This is a genomic window from Halosimplex halobium (assembly GCF_051414055.1).
Taxonomy (GTDB): Archaea; Halobacteriota; Halobacteria; order Halobacteriales; family Haloarculaceae; genus Halosimplex; species Halosimplex halobium.
This window is the reverse complement of record NZ_JBLKNX010000020.1, coordinates 38,167-60,385: the sequence shown is the minus strand read 5'-3', so window position 1 is coordinate 60,385 and position 22,219 is coordinate 38,167. Positions and strand designations below refer to the sequence as shown.

18 protein-coding genes and 2 pseudogenes are annotated in these 22,219 nt (G+C 54.2%); 16 read left to right on the top strand and 4 right to left on the bottom strand.

All coding sequences use genetic code 11. From position 1 onward, the window contains the following. Window positions 1–133 precede the first annotated feature (133 nt). A complete protein-coding gene (locus ACMGFG_RS19695) occupies window positions 134–1,624 on the bottom strand; it encodes an orc1/cdc6 family replication initiation protein (protein ID WP_436932018.1) in 1,491 nt (496 codons plus the stop codon). A gap of 914 nt (window positions 1,625–2,538) precedes the next feature. On the opposite strand from ACMGFG_RS19695, the gene ACMGFG_RS19690 reads away from it, so the two are divergent. The 6 genes from ACMGFG_RS19690 to ACMGFG_RS19665 all read left to right on the top strand — a co-directional run bounded on the left by ACMGFG_RS19690 (window position 2,539) and on the right by ACMGFG_RS19665 (window position 9,791). After that, a complete protein-coding gene (locus ACMGFG_RS19690) occupies window positions 2,539–3,066 on the top strand; it encodes a hypothetical protein (RefSeq protein WP_436932017.1) in 528 nt (175 codons plus the stop codon). Between the two features lie 69 nt (window positions 3,067–3,135). Continuing rightward, window positions 3,136–4,122 carry a transcription initiation factor IIB gene (locus ACMGFG_RS19685; RefSeq protein WP_436932016.1) on the top strand — a complete coding sequence of 329 codons (987 nt, stop codon included), beginning with the start codon at window positions 3,136–3,138 and terminating at the stop codon, window positions 4,120–4,122. A 256-nt stretch (window positions 4,123–4,378) separates the two neighbouring features. After that, entirely contained in the window at window positions 4,379–5,389 is a 1,011-nt protein-coding gene (locus ACMGFG_RS19680) for a DNA polymerase sliding clamp (protein ID WP_436932015.1), read from the top strand. Between the two features lie 50 nt (window positions 5,390–5,439). Further along, the gene (locus ACMGFG_RS19675; RefSeq protein ID WP_436932014.1) at window positions 5,440–6,309 is read left to right on the top strand and encodes a DUF6166 domain-containing protein; all 870 of its coding nucleotides are present in this window, start codon (window positions 5,440–5,442) and stop codon (window positions 6,307–6,309) included. 289 nt (window positions 6,310–6,598) lie between these two features. Further along, window positions 6,599–8,119 (top strand): hypothetical protein, encoded by a 1,521-nt coding sequence (locus ACMGFG_RS19670; protein ID WP_436932013.1) that lies wholly within the window; start codon window positions 6,599–6,601, stop codon window positions 8,117–8,119. 136 nt (window positions 8,120–8,255) lie between these two features. Beyond that, window positions 8,256–9,791, top strand: a complete 1,536-nt coding sequence (locus tag ACMGFG_RS19665; RefSeq protein ID WP_436932012.1) for an AAA family ATPase — start codon at window positions 8,256–8,258, stop codon at window positions 9,789–9,791. Window positions 9,792–9,911: 120 nt separating this feature from the next. On the opposite strand, the pseudogene ACMGFG_RS19660 reads toward ACMGFG_RS19665, so the two are convergent. Further along, window positions 9,912–10,052 (bottom strand): annotated as a pseudogene (locus ACMGFG_RS19660) (IS6 family transposase); the annotation flags it as partial. 179 nt (window positions 10,053–10,231) lie between these two features. On the opposite strand from ACMGFG_RS19660, the gene ACMGFG_RS19655 reads away from it, so the two are divergent. Then, window positions 10,232–11,413: an RNA-guided endonuclease InsQ/TnpB family protein gene (locus ACMGFG_RS19655; RefSeq protein ID WP_436932047.1), complete on the top strand. Its 1,182-nt coding sequence runs from the start codon at window positions 10,232–10,234 to the stop codon at window positions 11,411–11,413. A gap of 33 nt (window positions 11,414–11,446) precedes the next feature. Then, entirely contained in the window at window positions 11,447–11,872 is a 426-nt protein-coding gene (locus ACMGFG_RS19650) for a hypothetical protein (protein WP_436932011.1), read from the top strand. 79 nt (window positions 11,873–11,951) lie between these two features. On the opposite strand, the pseudogene ACMGFG_RS19645 reads toward ACMGFG_RS19650, so the two are convergent. Continuing rightward, window positions 11,952–12,629, bottom strand: a pseudogene (locus ACMGFG_RS19645) (IS6 family transposase). Window positions 12,630–12,726: 97 nt separating this feature from the next. On the opposite strand from ACMGFG_RS19645, the gene ACMGFG_RS19640 reads away from it, so the two are divergent. The 8 genes from ACMGFG_RS19640 (at window position 12,727) to ACMGFG_RS19605 (ending at window position 21,603) form a co-directional block, all read left to right on the top strand. Further along, window positions 12,727–13,983 (top strand): hypothetical protein, encoded by a 1,257-nt coding sequence (locus tag ACMGFG_RS19640; protein WP_436932010.1) that lies wholly within the window; start codon window positions 12,727–12,729, stop codon window positions 13,981–13,983. 143 nt (window positions 13,984–14,126) lie between these two features. Beyond that, window positions 14,127–14,894, top strand: a complete 768-nt coding sequence (locus tag ACMGFG_RS19635) for a hypothetical protein (RefSeq protein ID WP_436932009.1) — start codon at window positions 14,127–14,129, stop codon at window positions 14,892–14,894. 2 nt (window positions 14,895–14,896) lie between these two features. Next, a complete protein-coding gene (locus ACMGFG_RS19630) occupies window positions 14,897–15,595 on the top strand; it encodes a hypothetical protein (RefSeq protein ID WP_436932008.1) in 699 nt (232 codons plus the stop codon). Between the two features lie 343 nt (window positions 15,596–15,938). Next, window positions 15,939–18,848: a VWA domain-containing protein gene (locus ACMGFG_RS19625; RefSeq protein WP_436932007.1), complete on the top strand. Its 2,910-nt coding sequence runs from the start codon at window positions 15,939–15,941 to the stop codon at window positions 18,846–18,848. A gap of 137 nt (window positions 18,849–18,985) precedes the next feature. Next, the gene (locus ACMGFG_RS19620) at window positions 18,986–19,990 is read left to right on the top strand and encodes a hypothetical protein (protein WP_436932006.1); all 1,005 of its coding nucleotides are present in this window, start codon (window positions 18,986–18,988) and stop codon (window positions 19,988–19,990) included. Between the two features lie 74 nt (window positions 19,991–20,064). Further along, complete coding sequence (locus ACMGFG_RS19615; RefSeq protein ID WP_436932005.1) at window positions 20,065–20,367, top strand: hypothetical protein; 303 nt, start codon at window positions 20,065–20,067, stop codon at window positions 20,365–20,367. A gap of 73 nt (window positions 20,368–20,440) precedes the next feature. Further along, window positions 20,441–20,755, top strand: a complete 315-nt coding sequence (locus tag ACMGFG_RS19610; RefSeq protein ID WP_436932004.1) for a hypothetical protein — start codon at window positions 20,441–20,443, stop codon at window positions 20,753–20,755. Between the two features lie 449 nt (window positions 20,756–21,204). Continuing rightward, window positions 21,205–21,603 carry a hypothetical protein gene (locus ACMGFG_RS19605; RefSeq protein ID WP_436932003.1) on the top strand — a complete coding sequence of 133 codons (399 nt, stop codon included), beginning with the start codon at window positions 21,205–21,207 and terminating at the stop codon, window positions 21,601–21,603. Window positions 21,604–21,784: 181 nt separating this feature from the next. Here the strand turns inward: ACMGFG_RS19605 and ACMGFG_RS19600 are convergent, their stop codons facing one another. Beyond that, a complete protein-coding gene (locus ACMGFG_RS19600; protein WP_436932002.1) occupies window positions 21,785–22,183 on the bottom strand; it encodes a cupin domain-containing protein in 399 nt (132 codons plus the stop codon). Between the last annotated feature and the right edge of the window lie 36 nt (window positions 22,184–22,219).

The window sequence follows — 22,219 nt, the reverse complement described above, 5'->3', positions numbered from 1 at the left end:
CCCGTTGTCGAGTTGTAAGCCTCGAGACCCCCTTATCGAGTTGTAAGCCTCGAGACCCCCCGTTATCGAGTTGTAAGCGTCCCAGAACACCCCTTCGTCGAGTTGTAAGAGGGGTCCCCGGGGAGAGGCCCTTCTAGTCGTAGAAGGCTTGCACCTTGGTTCGAACCACGCTTCTGAGCATCTCGTGATCGGACTCGATGTCGCCGATTCGCGAATCGCTCTCGATAGTCTGGATGATACTGTCGGCGCCCTCTTCGAGCGTGAAGAACATATGGACACCGCGCCCTCGTCCACGACCACGTCGTTCTGAAGAGAGAATCCCGTAGGTCTCCTGTTCGGTAACGTTGTTCACGTATGTTTCCCGGCTGTATTGATCAGCGTCGATCCGGTCAGCTACGAATTTATAGATCTCCCATCCGACACCAGCGGGAATTCGACTCAGATCACGCTTAGCAAAGGATTCGACGGCTGCAGTAGCGTAGAGCGCGAGTTTCTTTTGTGTTGCGAGGCCACTGATATGACGAAGAGTCCGATTCTCGTCGTACTTGTCTTGGGCCGAACGGACGTCTTCTTCCTCAACAGTTTCGGAGCCACGGCGTTCAGCGAACTCACCGGCCCAGCGAAAGAGATCGATCGCCTTGCGGGCGTCTCCGTGAGTTTGAGACCCAAAGGCTGCGACGAGTGGAACGACGTCGTCAGTTAAGGCGCCATCTTTGAAAGCGTCCTTACGATTTCTGAGGATCGCTCGGAGCTGATTTGCGTCGTAATCATCAAAGAAGATATCGTCCGGATTGTACGAGCTCTCGGCGCGGCTGTTCAGATCCTGCATGAAGTTCGTATAGTTCGTGAGCGCGGTCACCGAAACACTCCCTTCGATGTTCCCGAGGTTCTCAGCTCGAGAGAGTTGATAGAGGAGGGAGGAATATGCCGGATCGTCGTACGGTCCTTTGAGGAGATCGATCTCGTCCAGGATGAAGATAACTGCGTCGTAGTTTTCGTTGATGAGTTCGAAGAGTCGCTCGAATTTTCTGTCGGTGGAAACACCGCTCTCTGGAACACCAACTTCCGCACCGACGTCGTCGGCGACTTCGCCCACTAATCGATAGACCGCTCTGTCGAGAGATTTGGGCGCTTCGCAATTTAGCGATACGACCCCGAATGTGACGTCCTGTGATTGGCAGAGGTCGACGACTTGCTTACAAACGGCGTTGATGATGAGAGACTTCCCCGTCCCAGATGGACCGTTGAGCAGCATGTTAGGAAGCCCGCCTCCTTCCAGAGCTGGTCGGAGATTGTCGATAACCCGCTCGAGTTGCTTGTCGCGGCCGACGATTCTGTCTTCGTCGATAATCGTGGACGGACGGACCAGATCCTTGTCGACGAAGACTGAGGTAGAAGAAGATTCCTGAAACCGCTCCCGGATAGAGATAGAGGTATTCTCCGGGTCGTCAGATTCGGATTCGGCGGGAGTATGCTGAGCTTCTTGTGATGAGTACTCGTCATCATCATCCTGATCCTGTGCAGACGACTCCACCCCCTGAAGAGTGTCTTGAGAACTCCCGTCAGTCGCCATCGTTTCAGGCGAGTTCCCTCCAGTCTCGCTTTCTGGGGAGTCTTTTACCATGCTAGTGCCCCAACACCGCCTTGTATAAAAAACCACACCCCTAGTAGAATGTAAGACACCGATATCCCGACTTTCTCGAAGTCTACCGTAGAAATACGATTATGGAGAATTCACCGTTATCGACCTCTAATGGAACGGTATCCTCCAAGATTCGTCAAATAGAGAGTTGCCTCGCACCCCCCTTTATCGAGTTGTAAAGCTGAAGCAGATGATCCGGTTGGTTGGTTAGCTCCGTATCCACATGATGGGGAAGTATCCGTCCCACCCCCCTTTGTCGAGTTGTAAGTTGCTACCTGGGAGGAAGCCAAACCAACCGGACAAATACAGTTCACGAACAGCTCGAACAGGAGGAGCGGTGGAACGACTCGAACCTATAGACGGACATCTGCTTTCCCTCGAGCCAATGAGGTAGATTCTGTGCTTTTTAGATCCAAATGTGTTGGTGACGTTCTCACCCCCACCCCCCTTTGTCGAGTTGTAAGTCTACCCGGAGAACCGTGATCGTGCAGATCCGGCCGTCAGTAGAGAGGCCAACCCAGCGAGAAGAGGAGGTATCGACACGGTATTCTGACTTTGCTGTTTGGAGATCGCGATTTTCGTCTTATTCTAGAATTCCAACAAAACTTATAGAGACTATTCCTAGTGCGGATATGGTTTATTTGTGTTGGTGATAAAGGTTTGCATTGACTAGAATAAACTCCTATTTCTCGGGTGTGAGCCCTTCTCCTCCTCAAACACGGGATTTCCATCCGTAGAGTTCGTGTACCTCAGAATCACCCCGCCCCACCCTTTCCCGTTTACAACTCGACAAAGGGGGGTGGGGGTTGGAGGTGACTCTCCTTGTTTATCTCCTCCTGGACGCAGGAGAGGTGACGGACTGAGAGCACATCTCCGTCAGTTCTTATCCACTCACCATGAGCTTCTACGCTACCGTCTCGGGGTATCTCTCGTACAAAACGCACGACCATCTCGCTGCAACTATCCACCGTCTCACTCGAGGCCAATGGCTAAACCACGAGGAACAGTGGATTCTCAATGGGGATCCCGATCAAATTCGCTGCGAAGGAACCATCGATCACGACAGCAATCTGCTTGTGATCCCATTCGGGTTGTATCGAAACCTGGCACGGATCACTACCGAACTCTTTACTGGAGCCACAGAAGGGCAGCTCGTCATCTCATCCACAGACGGTTGTTTTGACGCGTGGATCGAGGAGGCCGTTCCGGCAGCTGCTGAAATCCCTCCTGGAGAAGGTGGTGAAGTCTCGGAAATCCAGTGCATCAATCTCATCGAATTTGCAGAGGAAAACGGATTTGGAGTGAAGGCCGTTTCAGATCCTGGTTACCAAAGCTGGCAGCACGACGTCCTCACCGCATTCCACAACGAGCATGATCCGGACGTCATCGGGATGCTCGATTCATCGAATACTCAGCGGTTCTAAAGCGCGATCTTAGAATTCAGTCCGTTTTGTGGCCCTTTCGTCAGTGAAGGCTTCTGGGCCGGATAATCCATGTCATCCGAAACATCCTCGATGAGCCAGTCTGTAACGGAATCGACTCCTTCAGCGCGTGAATCGGGAGACGAAAAGGAACGCCATCATCCGCATTTCTGCTCCGAGTGCAATACTGACGAATTTCTCGTTACAGAACACAGCGAAACCTACTGTAAGGAGTGTGGAGTGGTCATCTCAGGAGAACCACTCGATCGCTCGCGACGGTGGGTTGATTCACGATCTGGCCGGGAGCGGGAGCGAGGGGCTCCAACGACGCTCCGTCTTTACGACAAGGGGCTCTCGACCGATATCGGATACTATCGCGATGGGAACGGTCATTGGCTCCCGGATAAAACGCGACGACGTTTCTCCCGCCTGCGGAAATGGGACTCTCGATCAAAGACGCCGTCGAAGCGCCAGCGCTCGCTACGAGAGGGACTCGTGGAGATCGCACGATTGGTTAGCGTTCTCGAACTCGGCGATTCGATCCACGACCGGGCAGTAGCCGTGTACCGAGAAGCATGGTCGAACGATTTCCTTCCCGGCCGGTCTATTGAGGCCATCGCGACTGGTTCCCTCTACGCGGCCTGTCGATTGGAGCGACTTCCACGGCACCTCGAGGAGATCGCATCGGTTGCACGGGTCGATGAAGACGACGTAAAGGGCGCATACAAGACCCTAAATCGTGATCTCCATTTAGCGACGCCGCCACCCCTCCCACAGGACTTCGTCCCCGGTATCGCGAGCGCCGTTGATGCAAGTGACCGGGTCGAACACCGCACCCACCAACTCGTTAGACAGCCGGAGATCGGGGCGCTCGCAAATGGCCGATCACCGTCGAGTATTGCCGCCGCATGTCTGTACCATTCCTCGCTCCAGGGTGACCAAGACACGACACTGACCCAGGAATCGTTGGCTGAGGCGGCCTATACGAGTACGACTACCCTCCGGAATGTATGGTTAGACATTCAGGAACTCGACGACAACGGGGAGCTTCCTGAATAACAGGTCGACCTCCAACAATCCGATAATCAGAATGCCGAAGCCGATGGATCTCCTACGCTACGGCTGAATCAGTTGGCGATGCAATCGTAGCGTAGGATTCGTGATGTCTTCGTCGCCGAGCGCAAACTCAAAATTCTGTTTGTCTCCCCCGAGATGGTGAGGGGGAAGAAAGTGAAGCGACTCGTCGCTATTCGACGCTTGATCACTTATCATTACCCTGTTCGGCCGCTCTTCCGAGCGATTGACGACAAAATCCATGAGTTCGAATACAGAAGCACCAGCTGCGGAAGCACAGCCAGAGACGGCAAACGACGACGTCGACGAGGAAAACGAGACAAGTACTGGAGGGCCGACGGTCGAATCCACCCACTCGAAAGAAACAGGGTCTGACTTCGAAAGTGAAGGAGGGGAAGACGAGACTTCTCAGGCGAACCGTCGCGAGCGAGGAGATGCATCTGGCGACGAGGATCGAGAGGAAGTAGAGGACGAGGTGGATGGTAAACCGGTTTCTGGCCCTCCGACCCAGTTCCAGGCAGCGGTCAAGGGCGGTGCGATAAAGGACTTCGTCAGCACTCTTCGGGCGATCGTCGACGAGGCCAAACTGACAGTCACTCCAGGGGGAATCAGCTCCCGTGCCGTCGATCCCGCGAACGTCGCGATGTACGACGTTCAGTTCCATAGTAGCGCTTTCGAATCGTTCGATGCCAGTGATGGCCTTCTCGGCGTCAATCTCGAACGATTCGAGGAAGTTCTCAAGCTGGCAAAGAAGGGCGACCTCGTTCAGATGACTTTCGATACGTCGACGTCCAAACTGGTCATCCACATCGATGGAGTGGAGTTCACGATGGCTTGCATTGACCCCGACAGTATCCGCCAGGAACCGCAGCTGCCCGAAATGGAACTCCCGATCAGTTTCACGATCGACGAGGCTCAAATCTCTCGGGGCGTCAAGGCTGCAGACATGGTGTCCGATCACATTCGATTCAGGTGCGATGAGGCCACCCAAACCGTCTACGTCGAGGCTGAGGGTGATACTGATGATGTGAGTCTCGAACTGACTAGCGACGAAATCGATTCGCTAGTCCCCGCAGAAGGAAACGCTCTCTTTAGCCTCGACTACGTCAAGGACCTCTCTAGGGAGTTTCCGAAGAGCGGCAGCATCGCTCTCACCTTCGGTCAGGATTGGCCGATGATGATGGAATACGAACTGGCTGATGGGGAGTGCGACGTCCTCGCGATGCTGGCTCCGCGTATTCAGACCGACTAACCTCGCACTTCGGTTAGGGACCGACGTGGTCATAATCAACCCATTCATCTATGCCAGCCAAGACCGACTACTCTCGAAAGACGAAGTGGCAGACCGAACCGTATCGGGGTGAACGTGGAGTAGGAGGGAATCTCGTATATTCTGGCGATACCCTCCTGGATAAACACCTGTTCGTTCATTGCGTTTCACCCGCCGGATTCGATTGGGGGCCTGACGCATCATACGAGAAGGCTAGCCAGCTCGCGATAGCCCTCCTCGCACCGCACAAGGGCGTGGACTTCGCGATCGAAAACTACCATCTCTTCGCGGAAAACTACGTTCGTCGCGAACTCACAGCTGACTCGTGGGAAATCAAACGCCGTGACTACCGTTCGAAAGAGTATCTCAGAGCCATCGATGGACGCGACTATCCCGACAACAGTGCTCCTAGACCAAAAGACGTTCCCGACCTAGAGGACGTCGACCTGGACTCGATTACGTACGCTGAGGAACTCGCACTCGCCGAAAAGTACGACGGGGTCCTCTGGACGAACGGGAATCGACGCGACAATCTCCGCCGCCTCCTCGATATCTGGAATGGCAAAAAGGATCCGAGCACTGATCCCGTTTCTTCAGGAACGCTCTACAGACTGCATGGCCTCGACATCCCGACGAACGCTAGACGGACGCTCGTCAAAGAGTTCGATACGATGGGGGAATTGGCAGCTTGGGCCGTCTCTGAACGACATCACGCCCGTCTGACCGGTATCAGTGAAGCAACTGCGGAAACCATCCGCGAGGCCAGCATCGGGTTCGTTCAGTATTTCGGGGGAGCAGATCACATCCCCGAATACGATGGGAAGGAAATCAATCTCCCAGATGTGATCTCGAAGGACCAATCTCAGCAGACTCTCAGCGGCATCCACGACGATACCGCTTGAAATCCAGCTATCATTGTTCGTTTGTCTCCCCCTGGGCGGTGAGGGGTATGCTCGGTCAGGACATCTTCAACGATTTCGTCGTCAGTGGCAGGACGGCGTCCATAGTTCTGACCTGGGCCTCTCACCCCTTCCCTGGCGAATATGTCTTCTCTTGACTCTCTACTGCAGACTGTCTCGTAGTGTGCTGTGCTCCTGAACTCTCGTTCCCGGTATCCCGTCCCAGGGGTAACGCTCGTGTGCCAACACGTGCCCAAGACCCCTCCAGGGATGCCATTTCCGTACAATCACCATGTCCATCGAATCAACCTCGTCAAAAGAGTCCTCGAGCACCGGGGATGAGACCGAAACCGTTGCACAGAACCAATCGATGAGCTCTACCGATTCAGATCACACCGCAGTCCCCATCGCCGATCTCCTTCGGAAAGAAACTGACCTGTGGTTCGCCGGCCTCACCGAAGCAGATGCTCAAGTGTATCCCGCTGATATTTCAGCGGAAACGCGGTGTTGCAGCAGCGATCCTCTGAGTTTCAAAGAGACGATCAAGACTCTACCACAGGCAAATTCTGGCGAACTCTGGGCCACCAACGATTTCGTCACGACCTCGGGGGAGGTAGATACGGACGCCATCCGGCGGGTTCATGGGCTCGACGTAGACGCGCTCGAGTCGCAAGCAGGGACCAGTATAGAAGCACTCGCTTCGCGAAACGATGCCAATCCCGTCGTTCGGGTCCACGATCACAAGGACATCGTCGACGAGAGGAGAAAAGCGCTAAACGCGCTCGGCTACGATGTGAAGTTTCGATGGCAGATCGCCAGCGACTCGTACACGATCATTAACCCTCAGGAGGCGTATCTCCCTATCATTAGTGCGCTTCAGCAGCGTGGAGACACCGAGGTCTTCGGCTGGACCTCCTATCGAGACTGGGGCGGGCTGTTGAAAATGGTCGTAATCTGTCCGAGCCTTCGCCACGTCGTCGAACCTCCTGATCAGGACCTCGAGGACATCGACGAAGAGGGAATCACCTCGAATACTCAATGGAGGGAAGACTGCGAGACAGGCGAAATCGAGAGAGAAACCGTCGTCTACGGGGGGTTCCAAACCGGGTACGACTTCCGGGGCACGCAAACCCTCTGGGCGCGGCCGATCTTGTTCTTCCCGGATTCGGGAACCGTCCTACCTGACACTGGCGAACGGTACACACGAAGGCACTATGGCAAGGCGACTGACGCAGCACACGAGCGGGCAAATGACCGTGTTCCAATCAACGAGTGGTGGCGGTCGATCTACGACGACATCGATTTGCGGATGACAGACGTTGATGAAGCCCTTTACCGCACTCGTGCGATCACATACGATTTCGAGGAACTCCCATTCTCGCTGGATGAGTGTTACTCCTACTGGGGAGTGGCTTACAAGTACGCCGAGCGAGCCGCCGAACGGGCACGAGCCATCGCCAATCCGTCCTCTCGTCCGACTGTGTTCAACATCCAGTTATCCTTACTCATCGCGCTGTTGGAAGAGTACGAGGGGTCGATGGCGTCCAACTCCTATCAGGAGTATCTCGAAGTCGCCGGCGAGCTGTTTCGAAAACCGGCGATGATGATACAGCTCGCGATGAACGAACACGACCGCCGGGCGGATGACGATACCCGGCCAGTCCTTCCCGACGAACAGAAGACTCTCAGCGATTCACTGGAGGATCTCGTCGAAATCCCCGGTATCGAAGTGGGGACCGAAGTCGACCTTTCGGACCAGCAGGCACAAAGGGTCCAGAATCGGGTCCAGAAGCGGCTCGACGAATCGATCTAACTGGGTTTGTACCCCCTGAGTCGGTGAGGGGGCGTGTGAAGCGCCTCGATACAGCACTGCCATGTCTTCCAGATCTTCCACATCGGCCACGAGTAGTGATGCGCCTCCCGAGAGTCAGCTAATTCTCTCTCATCTGGTGAACCGGCTGCTCAAGCGAGAGGGTGGGAGCGTTCCGGTTGAGCGGGTGACCCTCCGGGTGTCGGATTTCACTGATCTAAGCGACCAGGAGGCTGCGGACCTCCTTGAGGAAGGCGCCGAAGCTGGGATATACTCTCTTCGGCGCTCGAATAGCGGGAGTTCGGCGATCGTCGGGGTCACTCCGCAGGGCGCAGAGCCGGACGTCATCACCGATGCGTTCGGTGAGCGCCAGAACGACGATGTGGACTTTCGCGTTCTGAGCGTCGTTACCGACTCGATCAACGATGCGCTCCACGACGCCGGCTACGCCGATTTCGCGACGCTAGCGAATGCAGGCCTCGACGATATAGCCGGCCTCACTGGGACACTGACTGAAAGTCGCGCTGAGGTTCTTATCGAAGAGGCACAGGCGCACGTCCCTGTCGGATACCGTCTCGCTGAGGAAGCCGCGACATACTACACGCGTCGAAGTGATCCAGAGACGAACTGCGGCGACGCACGAGTCCACGATCTCTCGACGGTCACCGATACTGTTGGAGAACCGCTCTATCTCTCAGAAGGGTGGAACCCCGAGGACGAGCGTGGGATGTACGTGTCTGATATCGGGCGGAACGCGGAGGATCCTGTCCCGACGGGGCTTCACATCCTCGATGACCCCGACTACCCGAGCGTCCCGAAAGCAGCGGACCATCCCGACGCCGGCTACGATGCACTTCCCGTCGACGAGTATGGAGACGTCGTACCCCCTGCCGTTCCGATCGACCCGCGTCTCCAGCTCCCGCTCGACGAACTGATCGCGAAGAAACTCGCCCGGGGGCTGGTCCCCATACGCGTGGTCGGGCCGCGAGGCTCGGGAAAGAACTACCTCATCAAGTACCTGTGCCACAAAACGAACCGGGGCTACCAGTCCCTCGACGTCGACCGAGCGACCGAACCCGAGGACCTCTTTGGCCCGCTGGTTCCGGACGGTGACGTGATCGTCCCCCGGAACGGGGCTGTGAAGCAAGGACTCCTGAACGGCGACACCATCGTCATCAACGAATTTCCCGTCATGCAGGCGGGTGCCGCGATCGCGTTACATCGCCTCCTGAACGAAGGGACGCTTCTCGTCAAATCTCATGGCGAATTCATCGAACCACACCCATCGGCCCGTCTCGTCATCACAATGAATCCGCCCACTCGTGAATACCGGGACTCAGAGCCGATGAACTCCGCGACCCGGGGACGGTTCCGTGCTTTCGAGCAACCCTACATTCAAGACGCCGAGGAGGAAGTCGGGACGCTTGACCGACAGGTGAACAGTAAGAATGTCGTCGTTGAACGCCCAACACTCAGAAAGATCGTTCAGTTCGCCCACCAGACCCGACAGAACGAGTCTTGGCCGACGTTGTCAACCCGGAATCTCATTATCCTCTGTGAACACATCGAGGATGGCGCATCACCGAAAGCCGCGACGAAAAACGAACTCTGGGCGGTTGCCGAACCAAATCAGTACCCAGAGGACGCCCACGAAACGCTCAACGACTACCTATAGGCACTGTCTATAGTAGAATCTGGAAGTCTTTGCAGAGTCCGGTGACGAAGACAACCGCTCTTCGTCGCCTTTCGATTGTCCGTCGAAGGAGGTGAGCAGAAACTTCTGGGAGTTACTATAGTTCTGAATCTCCTCGGCTGGGGTTCGGCCGTCGAGCGCCTGATTTGGTCGTTCGTGGTTGTAGTGGTGTCTGAAGCGACGTAGCCACTGTTTCGTTCTCCGCTGACTGCACCGCCAGAACGAGTGAAAGCGTACGAGTTTGCCCAGGGTATCGAAAATCGCAATCAATTCCCCGATTTATTACAGAGGTTTGAAAAGAATGCCCACGATTGCAGCCGTAGCATGAAATTGACAGGTACGTTGCGACCACTTTCACTCCGGATGGCAACCTGATATAAGAGTGTACTCCGTCAGTCAAACGCATAGACCGGATGGGAACGATGCACCGCGACGTCACCACGACGGTACGGGTCAAACTCCACTCGTTGACCGAGCGGAAAGCCCGACTCGTCGAACGCGAATACAGCGCATTCCAAGACGCCGTTCACGGTGACAACGCGAATCTCTACTCTGCCACCGAACAACAAGCGGGGAAAGTCCGGTCGACCAAGAACCCGCGTGAAGACACCGAGCAACCAGTCGTCCTTCGCAACGACTGCATCACCATCGAACACGACGAAGACACTGTTCTCTCGTCGTGGTGGTTCAAACTTCCCGTCTACAATCCCGAAAAAGAAAGAGGCGACAGCATTTGGGTGCCCGTCCGCGTCCCCGAGAAGGATACGCACCTGCTTATCGACGAGTACATCCGCGACTCGGAACTCGTCCGTCGGGACGGCGAGTGGTACGTCCACCTCGTCTGCAAACGGTCTGTGGCCATCGCAGACGAGTACGACGACGTTCTTGCCGTCGATATGGGTGCGACATGGATCGCCGTCAGCACGTTCCTCTCTGACCGGGACACCCAGTTCCACGGCGCAGAAGTCCGTCGAGTCCGTGAACATTACAAGCAACTCCGCAAGTCTATCGGGAAGGCGAAGGTTCACTCGGGCGCCCAAGTCATCGAGCGCCTCGGTGACAAGGAATCCCGAACGGTCGAACACGAGTTGCATCAAGTGGCGAACGAACTCGTCGCTCGCGCTCGGGAACGCAACGCTGTCATCGTGTTTGGTGATATGACCGGATTGCGCTACGACAACGACAAGGGACGGTACGTGAACGACAAGATCCACAAGATGCCGTATGCGAAGCTGGCGAACATCCTCACGTACAAGTCTCACCTCGATGGTCGCGAGTGTATCCCGGTCAAAGAGTACGACACCTCGCGGACGTGCTGGCGCTGTGGGTCTCAGAACACGAGTCGTGAGGCCCAGGGTCGTGTCGAGTGCCACGGGTGTGGACTGGACGATAACGCCGACAAGAACGGGGCGTCGAACATCGGCCAACGAGCCGTCGGTAAGGACATTCAGAGCCCGCTATCGACGGCGGGGGCTGTTGTGGCTCAGCCCGAAACGCAGGTCGTACTCAAAGGACCCAGCGGTGAGATGGAACCTGCGAACTCCCCAGCCGACGTGGGCCTGACCCTCAGTGAGGGAAGCCCACGGCTACAGTCGTGGGAGTAGTCACATCGCCTGCTCAACGAGGGGACACTCCTCGTGAAGAGCCACGGCGAGCTCGTCGAACCGCACCCGTCGGCACGGCTGGTGATCACGATGAACCCCCCGACCCGGGAGTATCGGGACTCCGAGCCGATGAACTCGGCAACCAGGGGCCGGTTCCGGTCGTTCGAACAACCCTACATCCAGAGTGTCGAAGAAGAGGTGGAGACGATCGATCGACAGGTGAACCACGACCGGGACGTTGTCGACCGGCCCACGCTCCAGAAGATCGTCCAGTTCGCTCATCAGACGCGTGAAAACGAGTCGTGGCCGACGATCAGCACGCGGAATCTCACTATCCTCTGTGAACACATCGATGACGGGGTGTCTCCCAAAGCCGCAGTGAAGAACGTCCTTTGGGGGGTCGCCGAACCCAATCAGTATCCTGAGGATGCACATGAGACATTGAACGATTTTCTGTAGTGTCTCAGTCGCGCCGAGGCTACCGTCACTCAAGGAATTTCGTAGCGATCGGATGACATAATCGTCCACTGGGCACTGTCTAGTTAACAGCCTCATCTGGCGTTCGATCATCTAGCGCTTGGTGCGGTCGTTGGAAATTGTAGTAATTCACAAACTATGCAAGCAACTGAGCGACAGCAGACCGACTGCCCACTCACGAGTGATGGAAGCGGTCAACTCTCATTTTGAGTGTGTGAAATTAATTTTCGATGAGGTTTCGGTCGACGTAGTCAAGGTAACCGTTAAAATCCACTCAAAAAAGGGCAGTTAGATAGCCGTAGCCGTCGACGAGAAACTCGGTTTTTGAGAGGTCGTGGTTCTCGGTGAGGTGTTCAAGAAATTCAGTTGTTGGGTCCGTTCCTCGTCGGTCGAAGAGTTCCACACCAAGTAACAATTTAGAGTCGAGGTCCATTGCAGCATACACCCGAGACTGCTCGCCATTGATCCGGGCAGCGGTTTCGTCGACCGCGACCCGCGTCGGCTGGGCCGACGGCAGGTCGGAAACGCTGTCAGCGAGTCGATGTACCCACTGTCAAATCGATTGATATGAGCGTTTTATGCCGAGGAGACGAAGAACTGCTTGTGTCCCTCTGAGCGAAAGACCGGCAGCGTGGAGGCGGACGGCGAACGCCCGGACGGGCGTCGTCGTCCGATCGCGCTGCCAACATTCAAGCGTAGCGGTCTCTAAGTTCTTTTTGAGCAGGTCTGAGAGCAGCATAGATCACTAGCTCACCTACCTGTTAATTTGTAAACTAGACAGTGAAGTGAAAATAAGTGCAGAAAGCATTTATATCCTAATGTCAAACAACGTGATGATGAAGAAGACAGATTTGGTATTTAAAGTTTTAAAAACACTCACTATCGTAGTCATACTGGGGGCCTTCTCTGGGAGCGTTGCGTCTTCAACCGGCCACCATAGTGTAGATAATAAATACCCGAACGGACCTATAGTCCAAAATGAATCGACAAACACATCACAGGTAGAAGTTTTTATTGCGCCCAAGGGTGACTTTGATCAGATCAATAGCATAAAATCAATTAACAGGGGACGGGAAAATGGGCGGATTACAAAAAGTAAGGGTATCGCAAAAGGAGATGTTTTGATACTCAAGTTTTACGACCCTGGGTTAAGTAATAAGACAAACACTGTGTCGGATGAGGATTCACTTGAGAACGCTTCACTATATGCAGTTGAAGTGAATCCTGGTCCATCATTACCGAAGAAAAAAATGTGGATGAACTCGAGTTCTAGCAAGATAATTAAAAACCACGCCGTTGATTCTTTCTTTATTGTATATAATACCTCGAACCCAAACCTAACTTGGATAGGTGAAGGTCGAGAATACAAGAGTATTAGGCCGGAAATTGAAAATAACGACATCTTCATCCCGCGATTATTTATTGATGGGGAAAATGAAATAAATCCAGATTACAGTGGTATAGCCCCAAAAGGAGAGAACCTGACTGGTAAGTTCACTTTCTGGGATAGAAGAGCACAGCTGGAGATTCAAAACAATTCTAACACCTATCCTCTACAGATTAGTTCAAATCCTATAATAAGTGGAGAAACACCCTTGGCCCCAGGCACTCGTATAAAAATACAAATAGATGCAACCAACACTGTGTATAAAAACATCTCCAAAAACGTGACGGTCTTCAGGGATCACGATGTAGAATCACGCCAAAATAATTCGTTATTTGCATTTGCTGCAAAGTTTAATTTGTCTAAAATGGCAGGTGGCACAAACTTAACTATTCGTACGATCGATGATGGGGAAGTTCTCGGAGAATTGACCTCAGTTATTAAACACGAGGACAAAACAACCAGATCTACGCCAGAGACCGACCAAGGAGTCACCGAGGCGACCACAATTAATGACGCTAAAACAACAACATCCGTCGATAACAACCAAAGCACGAAGTCAGACCGGCGTACTGAAACAACTCGACAACCAAGAGATCAGACGCCAACAATCAGCCCGAGTTCTACTCCTGAAATCGGACCCGGTTTTGGACCTCTTGTTGTAGTTGTGGCTTTACTTATACTATTGCTGTTGATAAAGAATAGCTAATATTGGGTTTCCCAATTAATTCAGGGTATTGGTTGACACGCTTGGAAGAGTGACTGGTATGTAAATGTAATTAAAAACAATTAATCCAGCAACATTCTCTGGTTAGTTTGTGATTAAGTTCACTCATAATTATCATAAGTTGTATGTCAGGTACATACACCGTGTTGAAAGAGAGAGGAAGCTTAGGTAGTAAAAACATGAATGTCTATGTGTATGCTGATACGAGTAATGAACTCTCTGCAATTACTTCAGGTGGTAAGGTAGCGACCGCTCTCGAGTCGGCACTAAACCAAGTCTATGATTTCGGTGGGATTGATTATTGTAAGCTAAGCAAATTCAATCATGAAGATCATAACTATATAAACTCGGATGAATCAACGTACGTGGCAGATTTTGACGGTTTCCTAGAAGATGGGTCAAAGTATGGGAATGGGAGTGATGAAGATAATTTAGAGTCTCGAAAAGGGGTTCATTTGTTCATTCATAGCTATGGATGTAACGTAAACAATGCCAGTGCAGAGCCCCATGACAGTAAATGCGGAACTGGATTCAGTGCTGGAGTAAAAGCCTGGTCCGGGGTAAACTGTGACGCTTCTGATATAGAAGAGACTTCCGCTATTCAGGAGGCCTTTCACTGTTTCATTCACTGGGGGAACCAAACAGTATATGATCTAACAAATACTCCATCTTCAGAAGAAGGAGATCATCTGAGGGAGCATGCGCTTGGGATGATTAAAAAACAAAGTAGCGATAATATCACCCCACTCTTGGCTTATCACGAATATGAATACAGAGGAATTGGCGAATGTAAAAACACTACAGACCGGACCCCGTATAAATGGTCAACTCAGTTAACATATTGCACAAAGAAAGCCATCCAAGCAACTGCGAACGCAGCTACTGATTGCTAACAATGACTGAAAACAAAAAATCGTTCAATCGGCGCCAGGTGTTGAAAGTTGCCGGAATCAGCGGTATCAGCTCGGTTGGGCTCTCAGGATTCACAGATCCTAGTGAAGCGCATCCAAGTGAATCAGTTAACGTAATCGAAGCAAATGTTTTCATTGATGAGCCTCAGGACCAATCTGCAGCTTATCTTGATATGGATGTTGGTAAAAAGTATCATGTCACGTCCAATTCTCAGCTGGAATTCACCTCTCAAACCTCTGAGCACGATAAAAAACTAATCCGTAATAGAGGATTTGTGACATTTGTGAATGATTTAATTAGCGACCCAGCCCCAATCCTCAAACCGATCGAATATCATCAGTTCCCAGTATCACTTCGGTCCCAGTACAGAACTTCGAAATCAGTAATTTTCAGCGAGCCAATTGTTGGAGAGATTGTGCAAGTAGTAGCGAAGAGAAATGAGCCAAGGTTGAAAATTAAAAACGAGATGCACGACCTTCCCATAGGAACTGAAAAAATATTCAACCTCTCATCCAGAGAAGCTCAAATCAAGACTAAAAAACTTACCAATGACGTTGCTGACAAGCCAGAAATTCCGGAGTCACAGCGGAGTTTGGTTGTTGAAGAAAGGAGTGTGAATGAGACAATAACGCCCAAAATAAAAATAAAAAACCGTGGAGAAATGAAAATCAATTCTGACTAGAGGCCGATGTTGATAATCAATCTGTAGGTCAGGCGTCTTGATATCATTCCAGTTGCGGTACCGCTAGGCTCGATTTTCCAGCGACTCAATCTATACAAGTGAGACGGAGAAACTGACTGAATTTGGGAAATAATATGATTGATAGACAACACCTCAATTATTGAGTGCCACTTCATTCATCTGTGCTGAACAATCCATGTCGATTGAATCATGCGCTGAACTGGGACCGATACGCGTTCATTATTTAGGAGTCCTTCTGAAGCTGCACTCCATTGAATTGTAGAGTGAATCTTGTGCCTGTTTATCGGCTCCCGTGACGGTGAGGGCGAGACGTTCTCCAATCATGTCGACACTCCATTCGAAGATCGATTACCGCAATGGTGACGACGGTAGTAGCGAATACACTGCCGCCAGGTCACGGATTTCTACGGATCGGGCGAATCGACTCCGGGAGTTCATCTGTGGACATCTCCCTAGCGAGGTTACCGTCGACGTCGTCATCTCTGCCGGGATCCAGACCGCTGCGGTCCTTCCCGCTGACGTCGAGGCAGTCCTCTCCTCGGACGCGGCCGACTTCGAACGGTCTCAGGTCGAACGTCTGCTCTCCGGCGTCGATGCCGATTACCTCGTTCTCGTTACCGGCACCGAAGCGGATCTTTCTCGCATCCCTCTCAACGACCAGCTCACTGCCGACCACGCTCATCAATTCGGCCTCGCCTTTCACGAACTCCTTCACATCCTCAAGACCGCCATCTCCACCATCGGCGAACTGATCGAAGCCGACATAGACGACGAATATCGCGAGAACGTCCACGACCTCATCAACATCATCGAAGACGGGGCAATCGAATCTGAGGCTATTCACGGCGAGAACTTCAGCGACAACGCCGGCGTTCGACTCGAACTGACTCGTCGGCTCCATTCTCAGACTCCTGCCGATAAACCTGATGGCGAGTCTGTCGTGTACTCGTTCTGGGACGCCGTCACCGCCTGTCTCTACGAGGAAGCCATCTATCCGACAGGGATCACGGAGGTCCTCGTCGACGACTCTGATGGCCGGATATCGTTCAAATCAGACTCTGACCGGGATGCGTTCCTATCTATCCACTCCGAGCTGTGCAACCTCAGTCGTCACGCGCTCGCGATCCGCAGCGCCGACCGGGATGATACGACGCATTCACACGATAAGACGGCCTCAGTTCGACGAGCGGCTCGAGTGATCGAAACCTGGAACGTTCACCTCCAACCGGTTCTCGACGCCGGCCAGCGATCGACACCGTCCCAAGATTCGAGCGGGAACGGGCATGCAGAGCAGACCGAAACCACCCGCTCTTCAGATTCAGAGAACTCAACAGAACCCGCCCAAACCGCCGATGATTCCACGAGAAATGGAGGGGGTGGGAGGAATAGTCAAGATGAGAGTGGCCACGCTGACAGCACCGGAGAAGAGGTGTCTACCCTTTCCGACCTCCCAGATGACTTCGACCCAGACAATATTTCTCTCGATCGCGAGTCGACGGCTGACCCGAACCAGAGCATTTTCGAGAAACCCCAACTGACGCCAGATCCCGAATCCGGCGATTTGGCCGTTGAGGATTTCGGGGGCGTCCAAGACTCTACGGAAGAAGGCACACCTACGTCCGATGGAGATCGGGACGGTCGTGAGCTGCCAACAGACGGTGACGCCGCCACTGTGGGTGAGAGTGCAGGCGACGTCGACGCTCACCAGAGAAACGAGAACGACTGTCTGACCGAACACCGCTCTCCCGAGGACGTCGGTAACGAGACCGTTCCTGAACCATCGAGTCGGGCGGAGGCAATCGCGCAGGCGGCAGACCGAGAGCGGCGCCGTGAGCAGGACCACGAGACGACCTCACCGGGCCGTGCTCCTCCAGAGTCGGGAGAGGCAGACGAAACTACTGGCTCGGGTAAAGAGCCACTCGATATCGCTTCTTCGAGTTCACCAGGAGCGCGTCCTCCTGAGACGCAATCGACTCTTAGAGAGTTTGAAACCAACAGCAGTGATGGTGGATCTTCCGGGGACCACACTGAGAGTGAACCGGACGACGGGGAGGGCGAGGATTCCACGGGGGAGACTACTCCTGACAGCCTGAGTTCCACGGATACTCCGGCGAAGGTGGCTCGCGAAGATACCCGCACTACCGCGAGTTCCGATTCGAGTGTTTCTCAGGAAGAGTTCGGCCGGAGTTCCACACCGGGGGTGGAAGAACAGGTTCCCGAGGGCCCAGCTCATGCTGCGTGCTCTGAAAGGGATGAGTCGGAAACAGAGGACACGTACAAGGACGCTCTCGAACACGATGAGCGGGCTGCTCACGACGAGGCAGAGCGGGAGGCTATCGACCAAGAGACGCTCGAGCAGGAACTTACTGCTCTCTCAGAGCAACTTGAACGGTCTAGTGACGAGCCCGTGGAAGCAGAATCGGCTCAAGGGGATGGTGGGCAGTCCGGTGGGCCTGGGAGTCTCGACGAACTCTCGATACTCCCTGCGGGTGACGAGGTCGTCCCTCCCAGAGAATGGGACGCCATCGAAGAAGGAGCAGAACAGGTCGGAGAGACGCTCAAAATGTACTTGCGACTGGATCGTCGAAAGAGCGTCCGTCGCGGCCTCTCTGCAGGAGCGTACGATACGAGGGCCGGCCATCGCCTTGCGATAGGCGATCCCCGCGTGTGTAAGAGCCGGACCCTGGGCAACGAGAAACAATACGCGCTGGTCCTCGTACTGGATCGGTCGAGTTCGATGCGCCATGGGTCGCCACGGAAGATCGAAGTCGCCACCCAAGCGCTCGCCCGATTTGCACTCGCTGCTGAGAATCTCGGAATCCGAGTCGCGGTCATCGACTTCATCGGGGGAGAGGCCAGACTCATCAAGCCCTTCAGCGTCCCGACCCGACACGTTCAGGCGGCACTCCTGGATGATTCTGTCGCTGGAGGGACGCCTCTCGCTGACGCGCTCGGACTAGCTCGGAATTTGCTCGAAACACAACGCGACGAGCCCATGATCATCACTGTAACCGATGGAGAGCCCAGTTCCGTCGAGGACGTGAAATCCCAGATCACGTCGTCGTTTGCACCTATCTGTTCCCTCACTATCGCGACCGACTCTCCCTCGAATACGCTCTCAGAGGACGCTTCAGAACTCGCCCGTTACTACGAGCGCCAGGAAGCCGTCTTTTCGCCCGAACGACTCGACGACCGGCTTGACCAATTCGCGAGCCTTCTCGCTGGCCTCTAATCGAGTCGGAAACTATCGCCAGATCAATCCCTACGCTACAACTTGAGTAATATACTTTTGCCGTAGCGTAGGACTCTCCACCAGAGCTCTCTTTCTCTCCCTCTGGGCAGCGAAGGGGATTCTCCCCAACCCCATCAATGACCACGAGAACAATCCAAGCAGCGGATGAACGCGTTCCACCGCTCACCCTCCCGCCAGGTGCGCTGTCGAACGTTGATCGGGAGTACGACTACGACGTCGACGCCGACCCACCGAATATCGAATCGGTTGAGCATCGAATTCGGGTCGATTTCATGCGTGGGGGTTCAATTCGTCGCGACCAACTTCTCGGCGGCTTCAATTTCTGGGCATACGATCCAGATGACCCCGCTACAGACCCGTGGACGGGGGTGAAACAGAAACCGGCCGGTCTGGAGTATGCCGAGGCCACCTGTTCCGATCGTATCCAGGAAGAAGAACGCTATTACGAGGGCTCAAATGACGATACCATACTAGCTGATGCGCCTGCGTTCTTGGCCGATCGCCTTCGCATTGCTCGTGCAAAGCAGGATGTTCGACAGGCGCTCGCTGAAGAGCGAGAGAGGCGGACGACTTGGTATCGGAAGCTCATCCCGGCGAATCTCTATCAGATTCTCAAGCAGTCTTCGTTCGGCTCCCTCATCGGGGAAACTGCGGGACCAACGATCGACGGCGATTCGCTGACAAAAGAGAACGCCTTCGTCGGGATGATTCTCGTCGACGACCAGACCTCTCCGAGCGATGTCGCTCGTGCAACCGGCCTCGATGCAACCTACGTCTGTAGAAAGAGCGAACTCAGTTCCGGATCACACGATGTAGCTCCGTTTCTCGGTGATTACGGAATTGAACTGCCCGCTCCAATCGTCGTCGGCGAATATGCGAGTGGTAGCCAGTATCCGTTCATCCCCTGGGGAGACGGGCTCACCTGTTCGTGTCCATACAAACACGAGAAGTCGTTCCGCGTCATGTGCAAACACGAACTCTTCGCAAGCATCGTTTGCAGGTCTCAGGACAGTATCTTCCTGCCGTTGACAAGAGGCGTCGATATCCCTCATCGCGCTCGGCGGTTCGTCAGTCCGGAGGTCGCGTCCTCTCATCGTGTCCACGTCGGTGAGATGCAATGACTGGACCTTCGCTGACCGATTGTGGATGAGATCCTCCGGATTTCTCTCTCCCAGGGCAGTGAGGAGTCCGAAACATGACCTCCGTCATAGAAGAAAATGCTCCGTCACGAGCCAGAGGAGAGGTCGAAAAGCTCCATCAACTCGCTGTCAACGAGTTCGGCTACCACACTGACCATGTCCTCTTTACTGCCCACGAAGATGGGACGATCAAGAGAAGGATCGCCCTCGACGTCGCAACGGAATTTTACGAGGAGGAGAGGGGCTCGACTTACAACTCGACAAAGGGGGGTGAGGACTTCGATCCAGATCCGCCAGCTATCGGTGTCGGCGCCTCTCCGTCGGATGCATCGCCTGCTGTGGCCGAGTCGGAAGTGTAGCTATTAGGGTTAGCCCTGTTGCAACTCATTCAATCTGTCTTCATTTATCTATAAAGGCGAGCAATCTTGAGACGTGAACTTCCCCTCCGAATATTCGACTCTGTCCCTTGCGTCTGAGGTTCCAGTAGATTCATTCGACGTCATCACAGTCATGGATGGCCCTGGAGTGAACGGGCTCGAGCGGTACTGGCTCGGGTATTTCGACGAGGATCTGCACGACGACGGGGGCTCGTTACTTGCACGACCTGTGGGGCACCATCTGCTCCCACATCCGATGAGTCTCCCAGAGATCGAGGAGTGGGCCCTCGAGAATCTGAGCATCCCCAAAGAAGCTCTGGTAACCTGTGAGGCGAATTTCGGTCGAAGCCAGCGAACCAGTGAGGCCTGAGGGAACTGGACACAGCATTCGATAGATTTCAGATGCCACTTAAGAAACTATCAGGCGACGAGTCCGACTCCCGCTCCCATCTTCCTCTCACTCGTCGAGCAGCACTCGCTAGTGCTGGAACAGTGCTCACAGCGGGGTTTACCGGCTGTCTTGGAATCATCGGAGCGGAGCCCCGTCCAGATCCCGGTCCCGACCAGGTCGGCTCTCCGACGTCCACGTCGACTGCGTCGGCGAGTTCGCCTTCACCGGCGGCACGCGGACCGGTCAATCAAACGGCGCCGACAACAGTAGCGACCCCCCCGAGAGGAACGGCCGAGCCAGCAGATGAACCTTCGGTCATGCCGCAGAATTCCTTGGAACGCCCTGGAGACGGGCCGATTTACAGCGGCCCTATCGAATCTGCATCCGTCAACAGCTGGAGTGATGGTGTTCGAAATCCCGCGCCGGGAATGAAGCTCGCAGATGTTACTTTACAGCTGTCACCGGTCGAAGAGTGGGAATATGACCCGAGACATCTGCAGTACACGGACGATCTCGACGTGGATGTGTCCGAGGACGGCGACACCTTCGAAATCATCGGGCAGTTCCACCTTCGAACTTCGTGCGACACCTACGGTCTCAGCCACGTTTTCGTCGAGGATCGTGTCGGAAACGTGGTCATCGATTACGTCGAGCAATATTCCTGCGACGGCAGCGATCGGGACACCTACGGTCACTGGTTCGCCCAGTACGTCGTTACGGGTGAGTTCGTCGGCGCGTTCGATTCAATAATCGTTTGGCACCGCAATGGCCACGTCGCTCACCCGGATTTCCCGAGCCCGATTCGGATCGAAACACCGGTACCCTAACATCGCACTGAGCTGTGAGAGCGTCATACAACAGTTCACACGTCGGTTCCTCTCTCCCCAGACTCGCTCAGTACAGGATGTGGATATAACACAAGGATGTTTCAGTTTCACATTCGCAAGACTATCCAGTGTAGATATCACTACGTTCTATTTCGGTTGAGCCGAGCGTCGCGTATTTCAGTCAGGGAGCCTCCTGGATTGTTAGCTCACCGTCGTCCGATTCGGCGAGAAAGTAGACGTGACTGAACTCCGAGTCGGCATCCTCGGCTGTCCCGTGCCAGTGCTCCTCGCCGGGTTCGAACACGATCAGATCACCCTCTGACACCTCGCGCTCCTCGTCACGATTCCCAACTATCCCGACGCCGTCGGTAACATACAGGATCTGCACGCCAGCGTGAGCGTGGAACTTGGTGCGCTCGCCCGGTCGGAACGTAACTTCTGCCGAACGGACGGTGACGCCGTCAAAGGTGCTCTCAACGCCCGCCGAGAGGAGCGGCGACCCGATCTGTACCGGGTGGTCCGTCTCGTTCCTGTCGGCAGACGGCAGATTGGTAACGTCCATAGTTCCCGTGACTGTCACTATGTGCTTTAGTTCGATACTATCTGGAAAACCAAT